The organism is Microcoleus sp. S1D4 (assembly GCF_036700765.1).
Classification (GTDB): Bacteria; Cyanobacteriota; Cyanobacteriia; order Cyanobacteriales; family Microcoleaceae; genus Microcoleus.
Genome location: NZ_JAUBPP010000017.1, coordinates 50772 through 72360 on the forward strand (window position 1 = coordinate 50772; position 21589 = coordinate 72360).

A 21589-nucleotide genomic window follows, 5' to 3' on the forward strand; every position below is an offset into this window, starting at 1 on the left:
CCCTGAGTTTGGTGCAGTTGAGATTGAGACTGTTCCAATTCCCCCTGAGTTTGGTGCAGTTGAGATTGAGACTGTTCCAATTCCCCCTGAGTTTGGTGCAGTTGAGATTGAGACTGTTCACTAAGTTGTAGAAGCTGGTGGAATCCACCTAATTCATTCCTACGCTTTGCTCGCAAGTTCAGAGCCTCTTGATACAGTTCCATATCGAGACTGTTGCTCTGTGCTAACTTATTGAGAATTTCGTTATCAGCTAAGATTTTTTGTACTTGATATTTATAATTAGGAAATATATTGCTGTTGTCATGACAAATAGTAAATTCTGACCATTTCATTATCTTTCTTAAATCTTCTAAGTCGGACTCAAAAAACTCCATAATTCCGACAAAATCAAAATCACTCAATTGATTTTTACCAATAAAGCTAGTTGCTGTATTTTGCACCATCTCAGCAAACTCTACGATTCCCAAGACATCCATATTGCGTGGAACCCCCTCCTCTTGCGATCGCCAATAAAAGTAATTTGATATTAATCGAATCACGGGGTTCCTCAACCAGATTACTCTTTTAGCATTCGGAAAATAACCATTGTATTTATCGGGGTGAAAGTGACCGTGAATAGCTTTAATGTTTGGCTGCAAATCGGATGGTTTATATATTTGACTTGCGGGCCTATTCAAATAATCCATGAAAATAGCTTCAGTGCCATAAATATCAATTAAAATTTGAGAGAACGTTGTTCCTCCTGTTTTTGGCACATGAACCGAGATTATTTCCACATTCGCCTGAGTTTTATGCAATTGCGCCTTGTATTGCTCTAACTCTGCCTGGATTTGGCGCAATTGCACCATGTCTTGACCCGATCCTATCCGCTCCCCATAAGGCTTATTGTAAAACAAAGGCGTAGGTTCGACATTTAAGTTTAAATAGAAATCGTTGGAAACCTTAGAAATCTCTATAATAACAATCGCATTAGCTGTTGTAAATGGATAATTGTACTCTACATTACTAACTTCAATAGCATCGACTTCTTCCCACAACATTTTAACGCTATCTTCGGTCGGATCTCGATCCACTAATTTTAAGAAATTTGTAGTAACTGCTTCTTTAGGGATTCCGTACTTTTCTAAAAGACTTAGGTACTGACCGCTGAACTGAATATACCACTCACCATCTGTCAGGGTTCCAAAAGGAACGGTAATTAAGGCAGTTCCACCCGTAGTGAGCAGATCGTATATCTTAGCTATAGCCTTGAGAGGCGCTTCCAAATCTCGTTCTTCTGTAACTTCACCATAAGTGCCTACGGGGGTAACACCCTGTCCTATATGCTCTACTGTTGAAATAGAAACTATAGCATCATATTTTTGTTCAGAGCTAAGTAACATTAAATCTTCATTGTCTACACCTAGCTCTATTTCAAATTTATCTACAATCTTTCTGGAAATAACTCCCGTATACTGACTGAGGGAATTTTCATAATAGAATAGCACGTTTCCCACTTCTAAGACGCGGGCGGATTTGGGAACATTGACCAAAAACTCGAACCCTATCGGTACTTCTACTGCTCTTTCCGATGGATTGTTATATCGGATGCGGTTGTAAAGGAGTTCTTTCCCCTTATAGCTAAAACTTTTTTTCCACTTACTCATTCCCATTTCTCCTATTTGTACTTAACTTAACAAAATTTAACTTTGGGTATAACAGAATCCTTAGTATAGATTCTGTCCGTCTATTAAAAATTAGCCTGCTTTGCCTCCACCATCATCTTTACTACATCGTGCATTTTATATTTTGCCTGCCAACCTAATTTTTCCTTGGCCTTAGCGGGGTTGCCTTTGCCAAGTGCAATTTCTGTCGGTCTGTACAGACTCGTATCTATAACTGTATGTTCCTCCCAGTCTAATCCCAAAGTGGCAAACGCTTGGGCAACAAATTCTTTTAAGGCATGGCTCTCCCCAGTAGCAATTACATAATCATCGGGTTCTGACTGCTGCAACATCAGATACATTGCTTCCATGTATTCGGGAGCCCAACCCCAGTCCCGCTGTACAGAAATATTACCCAATTGCAGCTTTTCTGGACTACCCGTGGCAATCCGGCAAGCTACTGATACAATAATTTTTTGGGTCACAAACCGGGCTGGCCTCAGAGGGGATTCGTGATTAAACAGGATACCAGAACAAGCAAACAAATTATAGGCTTCCCGATAATTAGCGACTTCCCAAAACGCTGTTGCCTTGGCAACTGCATAGGGACTTCTAGGGTGAAATGGGGTGCTTTCTTCGGCGGCTTTGCCTCCAGTGTCGCCAAAACACTCACTAGAACTGGCATTATATAATTTAATCTTTCCCCCTGTAAATCGAATTGCCTCTAGGAGATTCAGTGTCCCGGTGGCAATGCTTTCTAGGGTTTCCACTGGTTGCTCGAAGGACAGTCCCACGGAAGTCTGACCTGCTAAATTGTACACCTCATCTGGCTCAATTTTGGCAAGCACTTGCAAAACGCTGCGAAAGTCATTGAGGGACATGGATTCTAGCTTTACTGAGTCACGGATGCCTAAGCGCGTGAGGTTGTTGAAGGTTGACATTTGGGCATCTCGCGATGTGCCACAGACTGAGTAGCCTTTATCTAGGAGGAATTTGGCTAGATAAGCTCCGTCTTGACCGGATATACCACAAATTAGTGCTTTTTTCATAGAATTGCCTCTAAAAACTCTCTGAATGACTGCCGCCTGTTTGGTGCTTGCTCAGTTTAGTACATATGCAGGCACACTGAAGGCGGATTTTGCTAGTTGACTTGACATTGGGATCAAGTGTTCCCTAGTATGTTTGACGATGTGTCAATTTGTTTTAAGTCAGGAACTTTGCCAAAGCGCCTCTAGTCTGGTATCGTGTACAAAGTTTGAAATTAGAAACGACCAGAGAGCTAGAGTTTATTGATTTGATTAGCAAAGTGTTGCATCTTTGTCAAGTCCATAAATTTATATTGTCTGGCATGATTCAATTAAACTCAAAGGCAGCCTTGGTAAAACTGAGAGTCAAACTGAGAATATAATTATTTCAAAATATAAAATTAAAAGTGAAATGAATACAAACGAAACTGCGACGATATATTTGAATAATGGGAATCAACTTCTAGAGTCAGGGAATCTGGAGGAGGCGATCGCAGCCTACCGCAATGCCATTGAGCTAAATCCTGACCTCTCCTGGTCTTACCACAATTTAGGGGAAGCTCTAGCAAAATTAGGTCAACTAGATGAGGCGATCACAGCTTTCCGGCGCTCCATAGAACTCAACCCGGATTTTTCTTGGTCTTATCATCACTTGGGGGATGCTTTAGATCGACAGGAACAGTGGGAGGAAGCGGTTGTTGCTTTCCGCAGAGCCATTGAACTCAATGCCGAACATTTCGGGACTTACTATGGGTTAGGGCATAGTTTAGAAAAATTGGGTCAGCTAGATGAGGCGATCGCGGCTTATCGCCGTGCCAGTGAGCTTGAACCAGAGACGGATTGGATACAGTATAAACTGGGGGAATTGCTGCAACAGCGAACTCAGTTAGATTTGGAGGGGGCGATCACTTCTTATCGTCGTGCGATTGAGTTAAATCCAGATGATGTGCAGGCTTATCGCAAGCTCCTAGAGATTCAACCAGATCACTCGGAAGTTTGGTTGAATTTAGGGAAGGCATTGGTGAAACAAGAGCAGTGGGAAGAGGCGATCGCGACTTATCGCCACATTACTGAGTTAAATCCAGATGATGTGCAAGCTCATTATCGCTTAGGGGAATTATTAATTAAACAGGGGGATTTAGAAGGTGCGATCGATACTTTGCGTCATTCTCTTGAACTGAGTCCCAACTCTGACGAATCTTACTATAACTTAGGAGAAGCACTAGCAGCTCAGGGAAACGCAACCGAGGCTAGCCTCTGTTACTACAAGGCTTTTAAACTCAATCCCGATAATATGCAAGCTAATCAAAAACGCCCTCAAATTTATGACTGTTTTGCCTTTTTCAATGAATTGGATATTCTGAAAATCAGAATTGAAGAATTAAAAGATGTTGTAGATAAGTTTATTTTAGTAGAAGCAACCAAGACTCATAGTGGAAACCCTAAACCCTTATACTACCAACAGTTTATCCATGAATTTGCTGAATATCAGGACAAAATTATTCATTATGTTGTCGATGATATGCCAGAAGTTATCAATGGCGAAAGGTGGCCTTTGGAGAATCATCAAAGGGATTGTATCATTCGACCTTTGAGACTTATACCATGCAACGATAAAGACATTATTTTAATCAGCGATGTCGATGAAATACCCAGAAAAGAAAAAATAGAAGATGCTATAAATCTGTTGTTAGATAATGATTTTGTCATCTTTACCCATGATCTGTATCATAATAATCTAGATGCTTTTCAGACTCAGTGGTGGTGTGGTACTGTAGCTTGTAAATACAAAGATTTTAAAGTTAGAACTGCCACCCAAGTTAGGAGGTCTGACGAAGGTTTTTGGAGTCCAAATTGGAAAGCAGCAAATATTAGAAAGGAAGGATTTCAACACCCTTACATAGAGAAGGGGGGGTGGCATTTGAGTTATTTTGGAGGTGCCAAATCAACCAGGTACAAATTGCAGAGTTTTGCTCATGCAGAGGCAGATAATTCTAAAGAAACAGGAATTCCTTTGATCAATTTTGATGTAACAAGACCTACCCATGATGAAGACTCTCTTGGCAAATACTATTACGACATTAGAGATGTTGAAGGTAAAGATATACCAGATTATCTAAAAAAGAATATCCGTCAATACAGACACTTCTTAAAGCCAAAATTGACGCAAATGGCGATTGATCATGCTGTCCTTGAAGAAAAACAGGTAAAGTTACAGCAAGTCATAGATGACTACAACCAAATGTGGGAAAAAATTGTCAATCATGGAGATGCGGTATCAGTAATTAATGACTGGCGACGGTTATCTGACTTAGGACAAGAGGTGAATGTGAACGTATTTAATGAAACTGGCGAATTCAACGTTATCAAAAGATTTATTAACCAAGGTCAAACAGTCTTTGATATTGGCGCTAATGTAGGGGGATGGACTGAAGAAGTTTTAAATGCTGTTTCTGATATCGAAGTACACCTTTTTGAAGCAGTGCCTAAAATTTACCAGGAACTCATTAAAAACATTTCCTCCAAAAATCCTTCGGGAAAGCTCATCCCAAATAACTGTGCTGTTTCTAAAACCGACGGACTTGCTAAAATTTGTTATTATCCTGATGCGCCTCAGTGGAGTACAATCTACCGTCGGGGCTTTGATGTTGAAAGCACTTATCGTCTTCAGCCTCCTCAAAGTGTGGAGGTGTTGGCAACTACCATTGACGGTTACTGTAACAGATTGGGAATCAAGAGGATTAACTTCTTGAAGATAGATGTAGAAGGAGCGGAACTAGATGTATTGTCTGGCGCGATAAATTTATTGAAATCAGGGAGAATAGATTATATCCAGTTTGAGTATGGCGGTACATACCTTGATGCTGGCACAACCTTAGAGCAGATTTTTGCTTTGCTATCGCAATATCGTTATTCAATTTTTAAAATTTTGCCAGACCAGTTAGAATACCTGCCCAATTTTTCACCTAATCACGAGGATTTTCAATTCAGCAATTTCTTAGCCGTAAATGAGAGATTCCGCTCAACAGTTTTAGGTGAACCGCCCGAAGCGATGCTTGATATTTCTCAGGTTTGTAAGCAACATTCAGTTCTCCCTAGTGGAGTTATTCATGTGGGAGCGCATGAAGGTGAGGAGTTAAAAACATACCAAGAAATGGGAATAAAGCAAGTATTATTTATTGAGGCTAACCCTGATGTAGCAGAAAGACTCAAAAAACGAATGGCTGGAATGTTGGAGGTGCAAGTAGTAAATTGTGCAATCAGCAATCAAAATGGCACAGTCGAGTTGATTGTCACCAACAATGAGATGAGTAGCTCCATTTTACCGTTGAAGGTTCATGGAGATATATACCCCACCATCCAAGTAACTCACAAATTAACAGTAGAAGCCAAAACCCTTGATACCCTCTTAGAAGAAATGCAGCTACAGGCTTCAGATTTTAATATATTAAACATTGATATTCAAGGTGCAGAGCTTCTGGCTTTCCAAGGTGCAACTAACTTGTTGAAATATATTGAAGTAATTAATACAGAAGTTAATTATGAAGAACTGTATGAAGGATGCGCCTTAATTGACCAGATTGACGACTTTTTAGAAGCCTATGGTTTTGAAAGGAGGGCAACTACGACACCTTATAACCCTACTTGGGGAGATGCTTGTTATGTGAAAAAGCCTTTAATTACCATGTCTACCCTTGGTATAAATGGCCAATTCGGCAATCAGATATTTCAGTATGCGTTTTTGAAAATCTATGCCAAGCAACATAATCTACGAGTAGAAACCCCTGAGTGGATTGGGCAGTATCTTTTCGGCCACAATGATCCAATAATTTCCAGACAATTACCGATTGTTGAAGAAAGACATCCCATTGTGCCAGCACAGATACCGTATCAAAAAGATCCATGTAAAAATGTTGATTTTTGGGGTTTCTTTCAGTACAGGACTACTTTCTATGCTCCCCACAAGGAGTATTTTCGATCTCTGTTTAAGCCCATTCAGGAAGTTGAAGCAACAATGAAAGTTGCTTTGGAAAATTTGAATTCCAGAGGAAAGACACTGATAGGCATACACTTACGGCGTGGCGATATTAAGGATTTCTCTCTTGACGAAAACCTGTATTATTATCCAGCCCCTACTGAATGGTACAAAGACTGGCTGAGAGATATATGGGAAAATATTGAGCAACCTGTTTTATTTGTCGCTAGTGATTCACTAGAGGAAGTTATCGATGATTTTGCCGAATTTCAACCAGTAACAGTAAAAGAACTAGGTATAGATTTGCCACCAGCTAGTTTTTATCCTGATTTTTATTTGTTGAGTCAGTGCGAGATGGTAGCGATTTCCAATAGTTCTTTTTCCTTTGTTACCTGTTTACTTAATAAAGAGGGTAAGTTGTTTTACCGTCCTTGTCGCAAACGTGAAAAATTAATTCCGTTCTTGCCGTGGGATAGTTATCCTTTAGCAGAGGCTGTTAGAATGCAGTAAGATTAGCGAAATGAGGTTTATATTTTTACTAAATTTTATCAACCTCATCTTGCACTAAGTCTATGTTTCGAAAAATTGCGATTAAAAGCTAAGTTGACGATAGTAAATATTCAGCAACTACTGACTTGGCAGATTCAGGAACTGAAATTATAACGTCTTCAAATACAGTTGTGTATCTGCTCTTCTGTGCTGCTAATAAATTGAAGATAGCCTTTATATTTGGCCACTGTTCAGAACGGTGAGGAGGAGGGGGAGGGTTGAGAAATAGTCTGGCATCATCAATAAGTATAAAGTGGTCGTGAGTCGAGTTGTTAATAATTAGAAGTTCTTCAAGAAGCGGGCATTCATCATCCTCGCCGTAGCTGACACCTCCACACCAGTGACCATCTAGCCAAAAGATACAAGGTTCATTCATTGATGGTACAAGAGTGGCTAGTTGATCTTTTGAATGGCCGTATAAAAATTTTACGTTTTTAACCTGGCTGTGTGTGGCAACTGCTTGTGCATATATTTCTGGAGATGCTTCTATGGTTATAACAGTTTTAAAATGATCTGCTGCCCAAAGTGCTGTGTTGCCATGATAAGTGCCTGTCTCGACCAACAGTTGTATGTTGTAAGCTTGTTGGAGTCTGCTTACTAGCTCTGTTGGCATTCCCATTCTTAGTATACCCATTTCATTCTAAACCTGCTAATTAGTATTTGTGATACGATAACATATTCAGATAGCATTTTAACTCTCAATTTTGTCTACAGTGGTAGTTAAAATCGATTAGGCTAGCTCACAGGGTGACAACCAAAAAGTCTGTTATAATTTTTTTTAGTTCTGAGGATATTCCCACAAAACCAGTTATTATAGACCCGGGATTTGTGCGAAGCGCTAGGTACTCTAGCTTAGGGAATAATTTTTTACCTATAATAAATAAGTTCTTTACCAGCAGCAACCATCAAATATACTGGAAATGTTGATCGTACTACTCCATGTCATTGACTCAAAACCTAACTTAGTGTATTACCGTAGAGCATGATGCTCGTGCGAGCGCTAAAATTAGCTTAAATTATATCGATCCAGTATTTGAACATTTTCCGAGTTCAGAACTTTTATATGCAATTCATATCTTGGCTGCCAATCGTGAGATTTCAAAGACCTCATCCTGACAGGATAAAACCTGACTGGTTCAATAAACTCGCTTTCATGTATACGATCGAGCAAATAACCCAATTTAGGTGTATCAGTCGGAATCCCGTCCTTCATCTTTCGATAATCCCGATCGCAACTAATCACCCCTCGGTTAGTATAAGCTATCCACTGACCCGATATTTCTTCAACTCTCGGCGATTAGCCTTATACCACTCCTTAGCTGTCGTATATTCTGCCTCCATATTTTCACCTGATAATTTCCCCTCAAATCTGCCTCGCTTCCACCATCATCCGCACCACATCAGGCATTTTATATTTTGCCTCCCATCCCAATTTTTCCTTCGCCTTATCCGGATTTCCCCTCCCAACAGCAATCTCCGTCGGTCTGTAGAGACTAGCATCCGTTACCAAATGTTCCTGCCAATCCAAACCCGCAGCCACAAACGCTGTCTGTACGAACTCTTCCAAAGGATAACTCGCACCGGTAGCAATTACATAATCGTCCGGTTCATCCTGCTGCAACATCAAATACATCGCCTCCACATATTCCGGGGCCCAGCCCCAGTCCCGCTGCACTGAAATATTTCCCAAATGCAGTTTTTCGGAACTGCCCGCAGCAATTCGGCACACAACAGATACAATTTTTTGGGTGACGAACCTCTCCGGCCGCAGCGGCGACTCGTGATTGAACAAAATACCAGAACAGGCAAACAAATTGTACGCTTCCCGATAATTCGCTACTTCCCAAAATGCCGCTGCTTTCGCCACCGCATAGGGACTTCTGGGGCGAAAGGGCGTATTTTCATCCGCTGCAATGCCTCCGGTATCCCCAAAACATTCACTGGAACTGGCATTGTAAAGTTTAATTTTTCCGCCTGTAAACCGAATTGCTTCTAACAGATTTAACGTGCCTGTAGCAATGCTTTCGAGAGTTTCTACGGGTTGCTCAAAAGACAGACCGACGGAACTTTGACCTGCTAGATTGTACACTTCGTCGGGCCCAATTTTTGCTAGGACTTGCAAGACACTGCGAAAATCGTTGAGAGACATGGATTCTAGTTTTACTCTGTCTCGGATTCCTAAACTGGCAAGGTTTCGGAAACTCGACATTTGGGCATCCCTAGAGGTGCCACAAACTTCATAACCTTTCTCCAAAAGCAGTTTCGCTAAATAAGCTCCATCTTGACCGGATATACCACAAATTAACGCTTTTTTCATATAAATTATTTAACTTGATGATTCGGCGGTTGAAACCGCTCCTAAACAAACGAAGTCTGCCTCCGCAGACTAAGAGTTCAAGACAGTTAAGTCATTTCCAGGCAGAGTTCATTGGTGACAACTTAAGCTGACTGTCCGCCACTCCGTAGTCCGCCAGGGAATGAATTCCCTGTCTAGTCTAATAGCTAAAGTCCTCGCTATGAGGACTAATGAGTTTAAAAGTCTTCTTCTGAGTCCTTTTAAGAAGACTAATACAGCAGATTGCAGGTTTATGAGGTACGTTCAATATCCCCGTAGGGACACGGCAATGCCGTGTCCCTACCTCTGCTATGTACCTCACATACCCGAAAAGTAAGTTTAAAAATCTTCTTCTGAGTCCTCTTAAGAGACTTTAGCCTTGAGGCAGGGGTTGAAACCCCTGCCCGACTGCCGGAAAGAAGTCAGGATTCTAACCTTCCCAACGTTCGGCGACCAATTCAGCCAAGTCAACAACCCGCTGACTGTAGCCCCACTCATTGTCGTACCAAGACAACACCTTCACCATGTCGCCGTCCATCACCAGCGTCAAACTGGAATCTAGAATTGAAGAAGCATCATTTCCGCGATAGTCGCAAGAAACCAAAGGCAAATCGTTGTATTCCAAAATCCCCTTCATCGAGCCTTCGGCTGCTTCTTTGAAAACTTGATTTACCTGCTCGGTAAAAGTCTTTTTCTCTACCTGAGCCACAAAATCAACTACCGACACGTTGGGAGTCGGCACCCGCATGGCGATGCCATTTAACTTACCCTTCAACTCTGGAATCACCAAAGCCACAGCTTGAGCAGCTCCGGTAGAAGTCGGCACAATATTCATCGCTGCCGCCCGCGCCCGCCGCAAGTCGCGGTGGCTGGCATCCAACAAGCGCTGGTCGCCAGTATAGCTGTGGGTAGTGGTCATCATGCCTTTGATGATGCCAAAATTGTCGTTAAGCACTTTCAGTACGGGAGCCAGACAGTTAGTGGTACAGCTAGCATTGCTGATGACTGTGTAGTCATTGTGCTTGTAGTTGTGGTGGTTGACTCCCATCACATAAGTCCCTACTTCTGGCCCTTTACCCGGAGCAGTAATCAGCACTTTTTTTGCGCCGGCTGTGATATGCTTCGATGCACCCGCTTGATCAACGAAGACACCGGTTGCTTCAATAATCAGATCAATACCCCAATCTTTCCAAGGCAGGTTGAGCGGATTACGATCGCTCACGCATTTAACTGTCTTGCCATTGAGAATAATCGAATTTTCATCCGTACTGATGTCCACACCCTTCAACGTTCCCATCATGGAATCGTATCTCAGCAAGTGGGCATTAGTTTTGGGATCGGAAGTGTCATTAATTGCTACGAGTTCGAGCTGGCTATCTTCTCGGCCCAACCAGCAGCGCGCAAAACTGCGCCCAATACGTCCAAAACCATTGATCGCGACTCTAATCACCTTATTACCTCCTAACGATTGCAGCCCTTAGCTCAGGCTTAAATTTTGGAAAAATTTAAGAATTGACTTATGAGACAAGATCATATCGCAAAGGCTGATCCTTTCTAACTTTTCGTCTGTATCAAAAAAGCCTAAACTTTTTTGAACTCGCCAGAAATCCCCATGCCAAAGGCATTCAGATTTCGGCTGCTGGTTGCTGGTAAAGGTTCTGAGTCGCAATATAAGTCCGTACAGCTTCCGGGACTAAGTAACTGAGATCGCGATTTTCGGCACAGCAGCGGCGGATGTGGCTCGACGAAATCTCGATCGCACGCATGGAAAGCACCTCCCAGCGAATTTCCACATTCACCAGAGCCATCTGTTGAGCAACTTTACAGCAAACAGCTTTTGTCCGATCCTGCATTTTGTCATCCCCATCAATGGCTGTATCCCACAAGCTATCCCCCCACTCAAAGGAGCCAATTTCCCCGCTTTTTTCTCGATCCCGATTTTTCTGACTCGGACGCGGGGCCACCAACCAGTCGCACAACCCGCCAATTTCGCTGCACCGGTGCCATTTGGGGAGAGTTTGGAGCGCGTCGCTACCAATAATCCAGTACCACTGATCGCCCGGATAGATTTTTTGCAAATATAACAAAGTGTCAATAGCAGAAGTTCCAGAGGGATTGGTATCCACTGGCAAAAGTCCAAAATCCGACCGCTGGGCCGTTGCCAGAGCCACCATTTCCCGCCGTTGGTCAAAACTTGCCAAAACACTGTGCGACTTGTGACGAGGGGTGCGATCGATCGCCCAAATGACTCGATCGATCCCAAATTGACTCACCGCCGTCTGGGCGATCGACAAATGCCCGCAATGAACCGGGTCAAAAGTCCCCCCCAAAATCGCTACTTTTTCCATATTTCCCAAAATTAGGATTAATACAGACTTTACCGAAATTTTATTTTTGTAGGCTTTGACCAGTTATACTACTTCGGTAGCGCATTGCAGTGAAGCGTCAAGGAATCCTCGCTCCTTTAGGACGAGGAGGTATGTCAAATAGTCTGATCGCGGATTAGTTCGTAGTGCCGACTTAAGTCCGCTCCCAGACACCAGCATTACTTGTGTCTGTAAACAAAGTGAGAAACCTACTATAGCTCAGTCTGGGCAACATCATGTCAGATTGAGTTTTGCCAAAAGGGAGGGTATAGCGGTCGGTTATCAAAAAAGTGAGGATAGCCCGATACCCTATGCCCTATGCCACATAGTACCTCATCTTTCTAAAAACTATACTTAGCATACTTAATAGAAAAAATGGGTTTAAAGCCTGTTCCTTGTAAAGAGAACGGAAAAATTAATTTCCCTCGCAGAAAATCTCAAAAGCGCGATCGGTCAACTGTCAACTGTTGAACGTACCAACAGATCAAACACTAAAAAATGAGCGAAGTTGTGCCATACGTGGTAGTGTTTGTAAATCCTGATGGGTTTTACCCTCAATCTTCGTAAAAAGATTGTGGGGCTTTTGCTGCCGTATCCCAGCACAGCAGGCGGATAGAAATAGAAAGAATGCAGGACTGTGCAACCGCCCAAAATTAGTCAGCCGATCCTGGCCCAAACCCCATTCTCTCTGATTTGCAATTTTCTCTTTTGTGACTGTTCCGGAAAACTACTCGGTACTAAGTCAAATAGGATACAAGACAAACCTCTCTACAAATCCCGAAATTTAGGGAAGCGCAGAGAATTGTGTACAAAAATGTCTAGCGAACTGTATCCTGAAAAAAACAATTCTTGATGTCAGGAACCTCAGCCCTGACGGCATGAGGCTTGTAAGATTCTTACGAGCTGTCCTGACGGGCCGTATACTTCCCTTGGTCTAGGTTTTTTGAGTCACGACACCCTGGAGAGTGCGAAATCCCCTGAGAGTGTCATTTGCAGTTAAATCGTTTCCAGGTAACAGAAACAGTGCTGCAAGTCTAAAAAGCTCAGAAAACATTTGCCGACAAGCTAACTTTACCCCGCAAGGGAGTTTTGGAGACAACCATATCTCCACAGAGGAGCAACCATACTCCTCCTTCCCGAAAGGGAATATAAAGCCGTCCTATAAAGCTTGCCCTAAGCTTGCCGAAGGGACGGGGTTTCTAACCATTTTTTTGATGATATCGCGTGTTATTGGCGTGGCGTGGTGTGTGAGGAGCGAAGATGCCGAGTTCTGTTGATTTCAGCGGTAGACCATTTCATTTCATCGGCATTGGTGGAATTGGGATGTCAGCCATTGCCTACATTCTAGCTAAACGCAAGTTGCCCGTGTACGGCTCCGATATTAAATCGAGTCACATCACCGAGCGCTTGCAAGAAATGGGAGCTCACATTTTTTGGCGTCAAGACGCCAGCAATTTTGAAGTTTTTCAAACGGCTATCAACGGTAGCAGTTCCGATCGCGGGACACCCGAAAATATAGTATCCTCGGTCGCTGGTGCGGTAGGGACTTCCGTCGCGACAGCCAAAGCTCTCAAATTGAACGGCAACGGTTTGGACGCCCCAGCAAATGGGGGATTGCCTCAAGTAGTATGTTCGACGGCAATTCACCCTGCAAATGCCGAATATCGAGCTGCTCTAGATTTGGGCTGTCCGATTTTTCATCGATCGGATGTGTTGGCCGCCTTAATTAAAGATTACCAAAGCATAGCTGTAGCAGGGACTCACGGCAAAACTACTACTAGCAGCTTAATCGGCTTCATGCTGATGGCTGCGGGTCTAGACCCGACGATCGTAGTAGGAGGCGAGGTAAATGCTTGGGAAGGCAATGCCCGTGTCGGCCAAGGCCCCTACTTAGTTGCCGAGGCTGATGAATCCGACGGTTCTCTTGTCAAGCTGGTAGCAAAAATTGGCATAGTGACAAATGTGGAACTGGATCATCCAGACCATTACGAGACTCTCGACCAGGTGATAGACATATTTAAGGTGTTTGCGAAAAACTGTCAAACCTTGGTGGGCTGCATTGACGACAAAATCGTCAAAGACTGCCTCGCCCCCAATGTCACCTACAGTTTGAATCCGGACAGCGGTGCTGACTACACGGTTTCGGGAGTGGAGTACGGTGCCGAAAGCACCAAGGCTGGTATTTGGGAGCGAGGAGCTTTCCTGGGGGAAATGGAGTTGAAGTTGCTGGGGACACACAATCTCAGCAATGCACTAGCGGCGGTAGCAGTGGGTCGATTGTTGGGGTTGGAGTTTTCGGCGATCGCCAAAGCGATTTCCGGCTTTGAAGGTGCTCGCCGCCGTTTTGAGGTGCGGGGTTTTCACAATGACATCTTGTTTGTGGACGACTACGCCCACCACCCGAGCGAAATTCTCGTCACCTTGGCGGCGGCTCGCTTGCGTATCGAAGGTAGCGAAAAAAATCAGAAATCCCGAAGAGTGGTTGCTATTTTTCAACCGCACCGTTACAGCCGAACTCTGACATTTTTGCCAGAATTTGCTCAATCTTTTGGGGATGCAGATTTGGTTGTGGCTTGCGATATTTATAGTGCTGGGGAACCGAATTTAGGAAAAATTAGCGGGCAGCAGGTTGCTGATTTGATTGCTAAAGCAGGCCCAGAGGTTGTGTTTGCGCCTTCCTTGGAGTCGGTAAGTAAGTTTTTAACCGAAAATCTGCAACCGGGGGATTTGGCTCTGTTTTTGGGTGCTGGTAATCTGAATCAGATTATTCCAGAGGTGATGGCTTTTTATCAAGAAGCTTCGCGCCCAAATTAGCCCGCGTCTGCGAGTCGATCGACATCCAAGGCGGTGCAGGTTTTACCGACACTGCTCGATGAGGGCGACTCGCTCAAAATGGCTGCCCGGCCACCGATAAATGAATTTTCAACCACGTCTTCGAGCGAAGGTATTTTTAAGGATTTTCAAGATGGTGACAATCTCGAATGACTCCTCTGTTAAGGACTATCGGCGAGTGTATTCTCCTATTTCTTTGCGGGGAACTGACTGTCAGATTAACTCCCAAGTTTCGCTTGCTGGCCAGACTTCTTTTCGAGTCGGCGGCCCTGCCCAGTGGTACGTCGCTCCCCGCAGCATGGAGGCTTTGCAAGCAAGTTTTGCCTGGGCACAGGATGAAGGGGTGCCGGTGACTCTGTTGGGTGCGGGTTCTAATCTGTTGGTGAGCGATCGGGGTTTGTCCGGTTTGGTCGTCGCCACTCGCTACCTCAAGCAAGTGCATTTCAATGCAGAAGCAGGTCAAGTTACGGCCGGGGCGGGGGAGTCAATTCCCCGCCTTGCTTGGTTGGCGGCTAAACGGGGCTGGAAAGGTCTAGAATGGGCTGTCGGTATACCGGGCACCGTGGGAGGGGCTGTGGTGATGAATGCAGGCGCTCACAGGGGCTGTACTGCTGATATTCTGGTCAAGGCTCGCCTGCTATCCCCCTCCGGTAAGGTGGAAATTTTGACTCCCCAAGAGTTGGAGTACCGCTACCGGACTTCGGTGCTGCAAGGGGGCGATCGGCTGGTAACAGAAGCGACTTTTCAGTTGCAGCCGGGATTTGACCGATCGCAAGTAATGGCCGTCACTAATGAAAATTTCAGCCAGCGGCGGACAACTCAGCCTTACCACTTACCGAGCTGTGGCTCAGTCTTCCGTAACCCCGGCCCCAAGACGGCAGGTTGGTTCATCGAACAAGCGGGACTGAAGGGATATCAGATCGGTGGCGCACAAGTAGCTCAGCGCCATGCTAATTTTATTCTTAACTGCGGGTCAGCAACGGCAAATGATATTTTTCAAGTGATCCGCCACGTTCAACAGCAAGTCGAGCAGCGGTGGTCGCTGTTGTTGGAGCCAGAAGTTAGAATACTGGGAGAGTTCCCTTTCTAAGGCATCATTGAAGTAATACGAAAGCGGCAAACTGCCAGCCCACACACCATCACAAAGTAATTATGACAAAATCAGGACAAGGATTTGGCTTCGGCCTGGGCAAAATGAAGGAACTGACTGAAGCTTTCAAAAAAGCTCAGCAAGTTCAAGAAGGAGCTAAAAAGCTTCAAGAAGAGTTGGATGTAATGGAAATTGAGGGAACTGCCGGCGGCGGCTTGGTCAAAGTTTTTCTCAGCGGCAACCAAGAACCCCGCCGAGTCGAAATTGCACCGGATGCCCTCGGTGAAGGTGCTGATGTGGTTTCTGAACTCGTCACCGTGGCGATGCAGGATGCTTACACTAAGTCTACGGCTACGATGCGGGAGAAAATGGAAGAACTGACCGGCGGACTGAATCTCCCCGGTTTCTAAGCCCTTGGTCAGTTGGCAGTTGACAGTAGTCATCAGTCATTAGTCATCAGTCATTAGTGATTTATGTTGAGTAATACCATTTTTCTAGAGATGTGCTGATGAAGTCCTAGCCCCCCAAAGCATCGGGGGGGTTGGGTGGTAATATCTAGCGCTACTTTATGAAATTGGTATAACGACTTGATAGCTAATGACTGGTTAATTTCTATGAAGTAGGAAACTTTGGGAAAAAGATGAAAAAAACCTTCTTCCTAATGACTAATGACTAATAACCAATAACCAATAACCAATAACCAATAACTAATAACCAATAACCAATAACCAATAACCAATAACTAATAACTAATAACTAATGACTAAATTACTATTTGTCTGCCTCGGAAACATCTGCCGATCGCCCTCAGCAGAAAATATCATGGATCACTTAATCGAAAAAGCAGGTTTGGGCGATCGTATCACCTGCGATTCCGCCGGAACAGGTGGCTATCACATTGGTAGCGCCCCTGACAGCCGCATGACATTGGCTGCGAGGAAGCAAGGGATTGAATTGTTAGGCGCAGCCCGTCAATTTCAAAGGAAAGATTTTGAAAATTTTGATTTGATTCTGGCGATGGATCGGGACAATTATCAGAATATTCTTGCTCTCGACAACGCGGGAAAATATCAAGATAAAGTGCGGTTGATGTGCGATTTTTGCCAGAAATACGACCTGAAAGAAGTGCCAGATCCTTACTACGGCGGCCCGGATGGATTCGATCGGGTAATTGATTTGCTGATGGACGCTTCGCAGGGTTTGTTGGAGTATGTTATCAGTCAGGAACAATTAACAATTAACAATTACAATTAACAATTAACAATGCCCTGTTTGGCCAATTCCCAATCCCTCCGCTTCGCGCTCGCCCAATTCCCAATTCCCAATTCCCAATTCCCAATTACCAATTCCCAATTCCCAATTCCCAATTACCAATTACCAATTCCCAATTCCCAATTCCCAATTACCAATTCCCAATTCCCAATTCCCAATTCCCAATTACCAATTACTGACTAAATGGTGTTCCATCGCAAAGCGAACGAGTTCTGTTCGGTTGCTGCTTTCAGTTTTTCTGAACAAGCTGCTGACGTGCTTTTCGATGGTGCGGGGACTGAGGTGCAGCCGATCGCCAATTTGAATATTAGAAAGACCTTCTGTCAGCAAATCTAGCACTTGTTGCTCTCGCTGCGTTAAATTCGGAGAATTTGGGCGGGGAGAATAGCCATCGCCAGTTTCTGACTTTTGAGTTAAAAAATTGGCTTCAGGGTGGTTGGTGGCTCTGTGGCGTGCCTCTGTTGACGTAGATTCTGATTCCGAACGAGAAGATGCCTGAGCAATGAGAGCGTAGCGATCGAGCAAAGAGCGAATCACTACCCCCAACACCTGTAGTTCAAAAGGCTTAGCCAGAAAATTGTCGCACCCCATCTGATAGCCGCGAATCCGTTCCTCAGTGCTCGTGCGTTCGGTCAAAAAAATCACCGGTAGTAAACGAAAAGCGGGACGAATCCGAACTCGCCGCACAAATTCGTAGCCATCCATTTCGGGCATTGTAATGTCGGTGACAATCAAGTGGGGCTGAAATTCCTGTACCAACCCTAAAGCTTCTTTGCCGTTCTCAGCAGGAATTACAGAGTATCCGTTAATTTCCAGATAATCGGTAATCGACAGGCGAGTCGCGAAATCGTCGTCAGCAACCAGAATCGTCAGGGGCATGGGGAGACATTAAAAATTAAACATGAAAAATTAAAAGTGAAATTACTCACTTTTAATTCTTAATTCTACTGTTTAATTTTCTTTATAACTTGCGGTTAAAGTAGCAGGTTGCGCTAATTTCCCCTCCAAAGCTACGCCGCGCCCGTTGGCTGCCAAATGTCGCAGAATTTTGTAAATTGTCTCGATTTGCTCTGGTTTTCCGGCTTGTTTGGCTATTTCTGCTACAGACAGAGGTGCATGAGCATCTGTGAGCACTTGCAGTACCTGTTTTTGCAAATCCAATACAGCAGCGGCAGCTTTTTTGCCTGCTTCCACGCCCGGTTGGTGATAGGCGTTGACATTCACCAAGGAACCGTAAAAACCTACTGCTCTTTCGTAGAGGGCGATTAATGCTCCTACTGTCCGAGGGTTGACTTGGGGAATTGTGACAGTAATTGAATCTCGGTGATTTTCGTGCAAAGCTTGTCGAGTTCCCTGCAACAAACCAGACAAATAATCTCCCGAAGTAACACCTGTTTCTACTTCTGGGGAAATGCCTTGCCTGTCTTGCAATACTTCGATAAATGTGAGGAAGAAATTCGGTACGCCTTCGCGCAGTTGCTGGACGTAGGCGTGTTGGTCGGTGCTGCCTTTGTTGCCGTAGACTGCGATTCCTTGATGAACTGTGTTGCCTTCTAAATCTTTTTCTTTGCCTATAGATTCCATGACTAATTGCTGCAAATAGCGGCTGAATAATAGCAGGGAATCTTTGTATGGCAAAACTACCATATCTTTTTCGCCGCGTCCGTTGCAGGCAAAATACCAACTCATCGCTAAAAGGGCGGCGGGATTGTTTTTAATTTCGGGAATTCTGGTAGCTTCGTCCATGACTTTAGCGCCGTCTAGCATCGCCCGAATGTCGATGTTTTGCAAAGCTGCGGGCAAAAGTCCTACTGTTGAGAGTTCTGAGGTGCGTCCTCCCACCCAGTCTGACATGGGGAAGGTGGCAATCCAGCCTTGGGATTTTGCTAATTTGTCTAGTTTGCTGTCTGTGCCGGTGATGGCAATTGCTTGTTTGGCGAAGTCTAGTTTTTGGGCGGCGAAGGCTTTTTGAACTTCGATGGTGCCGTTGCGGGGTTCGGGGGTGCCGCCGGATTTGGATATGGTAATTACTAGGGTGCTACTGAGTTTGTCTTTGATTTTGTTGAGGATGCGATCGATCCCTGCAGGATCTGTGTTGTCGATAAAATGAATTGCTAGGGGCGGGATGTCTGGGGATAGGGCTTCGGCGACAAATTGGGGGCCGAGGGCGGAACCGCCGATGCCGATCGAGATTATGTCGGTAAATTGCGGAGCAAAGGGCGGTTTGATTTCGCGGTTTTGAACTTTCTTGACAAATTCTTCGACTTGTGCAATTTCTTCAATTATTTGTTGTTTTAATTCTGGAGTGGGAGCCAAATCGGGGTTTCGGAGCCAGTAGTGACCCACCATGCGGTGTTCGTCGGGATTGGCGATAGCGCCTGATTCCAAAGCTGCCATGTCTTTGAAAGCTTTGTCAAATTTGGGTTTGAGTGCTGTTACGAAAGCGTCGTCAAATCCCATGCGACTGATATCGAGATAAAGTCCCAATCCAGAGTGATAGTAAAGCCAGTCTTGGTAGCGTTGCCAGAGTGCTTTGGCGTCCATAGAATTCTCTAAAATTTTTATAATGTTCGATCGTCGTCGGGAATCAACCAATTGTAGTTTAAAACGATGTTATGTATAGTTTTTGCAGAATCCCAATAAAATTTAAGCATTTGTCCTAGGAAGGCAAAAGGCTGGGTTCGGCAGAATTCAACAATAAAAATATGACTTGGGCGGCATTTTTGGTAGGTTGATCGCCCATTGATGGCTAAGCCCCATAGATAGATATAAAGTCAAGCGATAGCCGCAAATAGATTTAAGTGTTGTCTGGGTTCGGCTTTGGGTTCTGGTTTGACAATACTCGAATTCGGGCGATCGCCCGCAGTAAAGTAGATATTGCAGTCTGGTTAAGTATTCTTTTCGGTGTCCTAATGTCCGCCTCCATACCCGCGATTGCAAAACTGTGCGGCTGCTGAGAAAACTAATCTCAAGCAAGAGCGATTGCTTGAGATTAGTTTTGTAATGACAGTAGCACAAGTGATTTGCTGCCAATGATATCATGTCATGTCTGGTCGATTACCATTACAAAAACTGTTAGCGCGCCTACCAGAGTACGCAACTTAAGAGCGGACTTAAGTCCGCACTACGAACCTTCCTTGGTTATTTGGGATAATCTACTGAAAATGAGATCGCTCAATCTTCGGCTCAAGATTTGGCTAATAACTGAAAAAATATCTTAGTTGTAGTAGAATATACAGATATTAGAATTAAAGTGCGATCGACTATGCTTACTTTATCTCCAGAATTAAAAGAAAGATTAGCAACTCCGCTCAAAATAGGCGATTTGGAAGTAAAAAGCCGCGTCCTGCAATCGCCCTTATCAGGTGTTACTGATTTAGTATTTCGCCGTTTGGTGCGCCGCTACGCCCCGGATTCGATGATGTACACCGAAATGGTCAACGCTACGGGTTTGCACTACGTGAAGCAATTGCCAAAAATTATGGAAATCGATCCAAACGAACGCCCGATTAGCATTCAATTATTTGACTGCCGGCCGAATTTCTTGGCAGAAGCGGCGCAGAAAGCCGTAGCAGAAGGAGCGGATACTGTTGATATTAACATGGGCTGTCCGGTGAACAAAATTACTAAAAACGGTGGCGGTTCTTCGCTGCTGCGAGACCCGGAAACGGCCGAGGCAATTGTGCGGGCGGTGGTGGAAGCTGTAAATGTTCCTGTGACTGTTAAAACTCGCATCGGTTGGACTGACCAAGAAATTAATATTTTGGAATTTGCTCAGAGGATGGAAGATGCGGGAGCAAAAATGATTACTGTGCACGGTCGCACTCGATCGCAAGGTTACACCGGCCCGGCAAAATGGGAATGGATTCGCCGCGTTAAGGAAGTTTTATCGATTCCTGTAATTGGTAACGGGGATATTTTTTCAGTGGAAGCTGCGGTGCGGTGTCTTCAAGAAACCGGTGCTGACGGAGTGATGTGTTCGCGGGGGACTTTGGGCTATCCTTTTTTGGTGGGAGAAGTCGATCATTTCTTGAAAACTGGTGTGGAAAAGATACCTCCGACACCAATTGAACGACTCGAATGTGCTAAGGAACACCTGCGGGCTTTGTGGGAATATAAAGGTCAAAGCGGTGTGTCTCAAGCGCGCAAGCACTTAACCTGGTATGCTAAAGGTTTCCCAGGCGCTGGGGAATTGCGGGGCGTGTTGGCGGTGGTAGAAACGGTGGAGCAAGGTTGCGATTGGATCGATCGCGCGATCGAACAATTACCCGCATAAACCAGATCCACAGTCGATTTTAGATTTTAGATTTTAGATTTTAGATTTACTCCACAGATGGATCTAATATCTGGAACAAAAGTCTAAAATTTCGATCTATCCACGACGCTTGTACGTGGATAGATCTCCGTTTTTGGGCGGAGTAAAACAGCGGTAACAGAAACAAAACCCGACGCAAGCGGGCTTAGATTTAAGACACAGCTAGAAATTTGTGTATGGGGAAAG

The 21589-nt window shown here is 44.4% G+C and carries 14 protein-coding genes; 6 read left to right on the forward strand and 8 right to left on the reverse strand.

Annotated features, from left to right (window positions below; translation table 11 throughout):
- Positions 1–1646, reverse strand: a 1646-nt coding sequence (locus tag QT998_RS18305) for a sulfotransferase family 2 domain-containing protein (RefSeq protein ID WP_333218111.1), incomplete at its 3' end; no start/stop codon positions are given.
- Between the two features lie 83 nt (positions 1647–1729).
- Complete coding sequence (locus QT998_RS18310) at positions 1730–2692, reverse strand: GDP-mannose 4,6-dehydratase (protein WP_333116781.1); 963 nt, start codon at positions 2690–2692, stop codon at positions 1730–1732.
- Positions 2693–3080: 388 nt separating this feature from the next.
- Here QT998_RS18310 and QT998_RS18315 point away from each other — a divergent pair, with 388 nt between their 5' ends.
- Positions 3081–7154, forward strand: a complete 4074-nt coding sequence (locus QT998_RS18315) for an FkbM family methyltransferase (RefSeq protein ID WP_333116784.1) — start codon at positions 3081–3083, stop codon at positions 7152–7154.
- Positions 7155–7242: 88 nt separating this feature from the next.
- Here the strand turns inward: QT998_RS18315 and QT998_RS18320 are convergent, their stop codons facing one another.
- From QT998_RS18320 to nadD, 4 genes are all read right to left on the reverse strand, one after another.
- On the reverse strand, positions 7243–7806 hold the full coding sequence (locus tag QT998_RS18320) for a hypothetical protein (protein ID WP_333116786.1): 564 nt from the start codon (positions 7804–7806) through the stop codon (positions 7243–7245).
- 750 nt (positions 7807–8556) lie between these two features.
- Positions 8557–9510, reverse strand: a complete 954-nt coding sequence (locus QT998_RS18325; protein ID WP_333116789.1) for a GDP-mannose 4,6-dehydratase — start codon at positions 9508–9510, stop codon at positions 8557–8559.
- Between the two features lie 448 nt (positions 9511–9958).
- Positions 9959–10978: a type I glyceraldehyde-3-phosphate dehydrogenase gene (locus tag QT998_RS18330; protein WP_333116790.1), complete on the reverse strand. Its 1020-nt coding sequence runs from the start codon at positions 10976–10978 to the stop codon at positions 9959–9961.
- Between the two features lie 175 nt (positions 10979–11153).
- The gene (gene nadD, locus QT998_RS18335; RefSeq protein ID WP_333116793.1) at positions 11154–11876 is read right to left on the reverse strand and encodes a nicotinate (nicotinamide) nucleotide adenylyltransferase; all 723 of its coding nucleotides are present in this window, start codon (positions 11874–11876) and stop codon (positions 11154–11156) included.
- A 1278-nt stretch (positions 11877–13154) separates the two neighbouring features.
- Here nadD and murC point away from each other — a divergent pair.
- The 4 genes from murC to QT998_RS18355 all read left to right on the forward strand — a co-directional run bounded on the left by murC (position 13155) and on the right by QT998_RS18355 (position 17070).
- Entirely contained in the window at positions 13155–14708 is a 1554-nt protein-coding gene (gene murC, locus QT998_RS18340; protein ID WP_333116796.1) for a UDP-N-acetylmuramate--L-alanine ligase, read from the forward strand.
- Positions 14709–14859: 151 nt separating this feature from the next.
- Positions 14860–15816 carry a UDP-N-acetylmuramate dehydrogenase gene (gene murB, locus QT998_RS18345; RefSeq protein WP_333091630.1) on the forward strand — a complete coding sequence of 319 codons (957 nt, stop codon included), beginning with the start codon at positions 14860–14862 and terminating at the stop codon, positions 15814–15816.
- Positions 15817–15878: 62 nt separating this feature from the next.
- Positions 15879–16226 (forward strand): YbaB/EbfC family nucleoid-associated protein, encoded by a 348-nt coding sequence (locus QT998_RS18350; protein WP_194009747.1) that lies wholly within the window; start codon positions 15879–15881, stop codon positions 16224–16226.
- A gap of 349 nt (positions 16227–16575) precedes the next feature.
- Positions 16576–17070, forward strand: coding sequence for a low molecular weight protein-tyrosine-phosphatase (locus QT998_RS18355; RefSeq protein ID WP_333091627.1), 495 nt, complete (start codon positions 16576–16578; stop codon positions 17068–17070).
- A 183-nt stretch (positions 17071–17253) separates the two neighbouring features.
- Here QT998_RS18355 and QT998_RS18360 read toward each other — a convergent pair whose 3' ends face one another.
- Both QT998_RS18360 and QT998_RS18365 read right to left on the reverse strand, forming a co-directional pair.
- Positions 17254–17967, reverse strand: a complete 714-nt coding sequence (locus QT998_RS18360; protein WP_333116799.1) for a response regulator transcription factor — start codon at positions 17965–17967, stop codon at positions 17254–17256.
- Between the two features lie 72 nt (positions 17968–18039).
- Entirely contained in the window at positions 18040–19632 is a 1593-nt protein-coding gene (locus tag QT998_RS18365; RefSeq protein ID WP_333116802.1) for a glucose-6-phosphate isomerase, read from the reverse strand.
- A 721-nt stretch (positions 19633–20353) separates the two neighbouring features.
- Between QT998_RS18365 and dusB the strand changes: the two genes are divergently transcribed.
- Entirely contained in the window at positions 20354–21364 is a 1011-nt protein-coding gene (dusB, locus tag QT998_RS18370) for a tRNA dihydrouridine synthase DusB (RefSeq protein WP_333091621.1), read from the forward strand.
- Positions 21365–21589 lie beyond the last annotated feature (225 nt).

Coding starts and splice junctions, on each gene's coding strand:
- QT998_RS18310 (WP_333116781.1), bottom strand. CDS start 2,692: ATGAAAAAAGCACTAATTTGTGGTATATCCGGTCAAGACGGAGCTTAT.
- QT998_RS18315 (WP_333116784.1), top strand. CDS start 3,081: ATGAATACAAACGAAACTGCGACGATATATTTGAATAATGGGAATCAA.
- QT998_RS18320 (WP_333116786.1), bottom strand. CDS start 7,806: ATGCCAACAGAGCTAGTAAGCAGACTCCAACAAGCTTACAACATACAA.
- QT998_RS18325 (WP_333116789.1), bottom strand. CDS start 9,510: ATGAAAAAAGCGTTAATTTGTGGTATATCCGGTCAAGATGGAGCTTAT.
- nadD (WP_333116793.1), bottom strand. CDS start 11,876: ATGGAAAAAGTAGCGATTTTGGGGGGGACTTTTGACCCGGTTCATTGC.
- murC (WP_333116796.1), top strand. CDS start 13,155: ATGCCGAGTTCTGTTGATTTCAGCGGTAGACCATTTCATTTCATCGGC.
- murB (WP_333091630.1), top strand. CDS start 14,860: ATGGTGACAATCTCGAATGACTCCTCTGTTAAGGACTATCGGCGAGTG.
- QT998_RS18350 (WP_194009747.1), top strand. CDS start 15,879: ATGACAAAATCAGGACAAGGATTTGGCTTCGGCCTGGGCAAAATGAAG.
- QT998_RS18355 (WP_333091627.1), top strand. CDS start 16,576: ATGACTAAATTACTATTTGTCTGCCTCGGAAACATCTGCCGATCGCCC.
- QT998_RS18360 (WP_333116799.1), bottom strand. CDS start 17,967: ATGCCCCTGACGATTCTGGTTGCTGACGACGATTTCGCGACTCGCCTG.
- QT998_RS18365 (WP_333116802.1), bottom strand. CDS start 19,632: ATGGACGCCAAAGCACTCTGGCAACGCTACCAAGACTGGCTTTACTAT.
- dusB (WP_333091621.1), top strand. CDS start 20,354: ATGCTTACTTTATCTCCAGAATTAAAAGAAAGATTAGCAACTCCGCTC.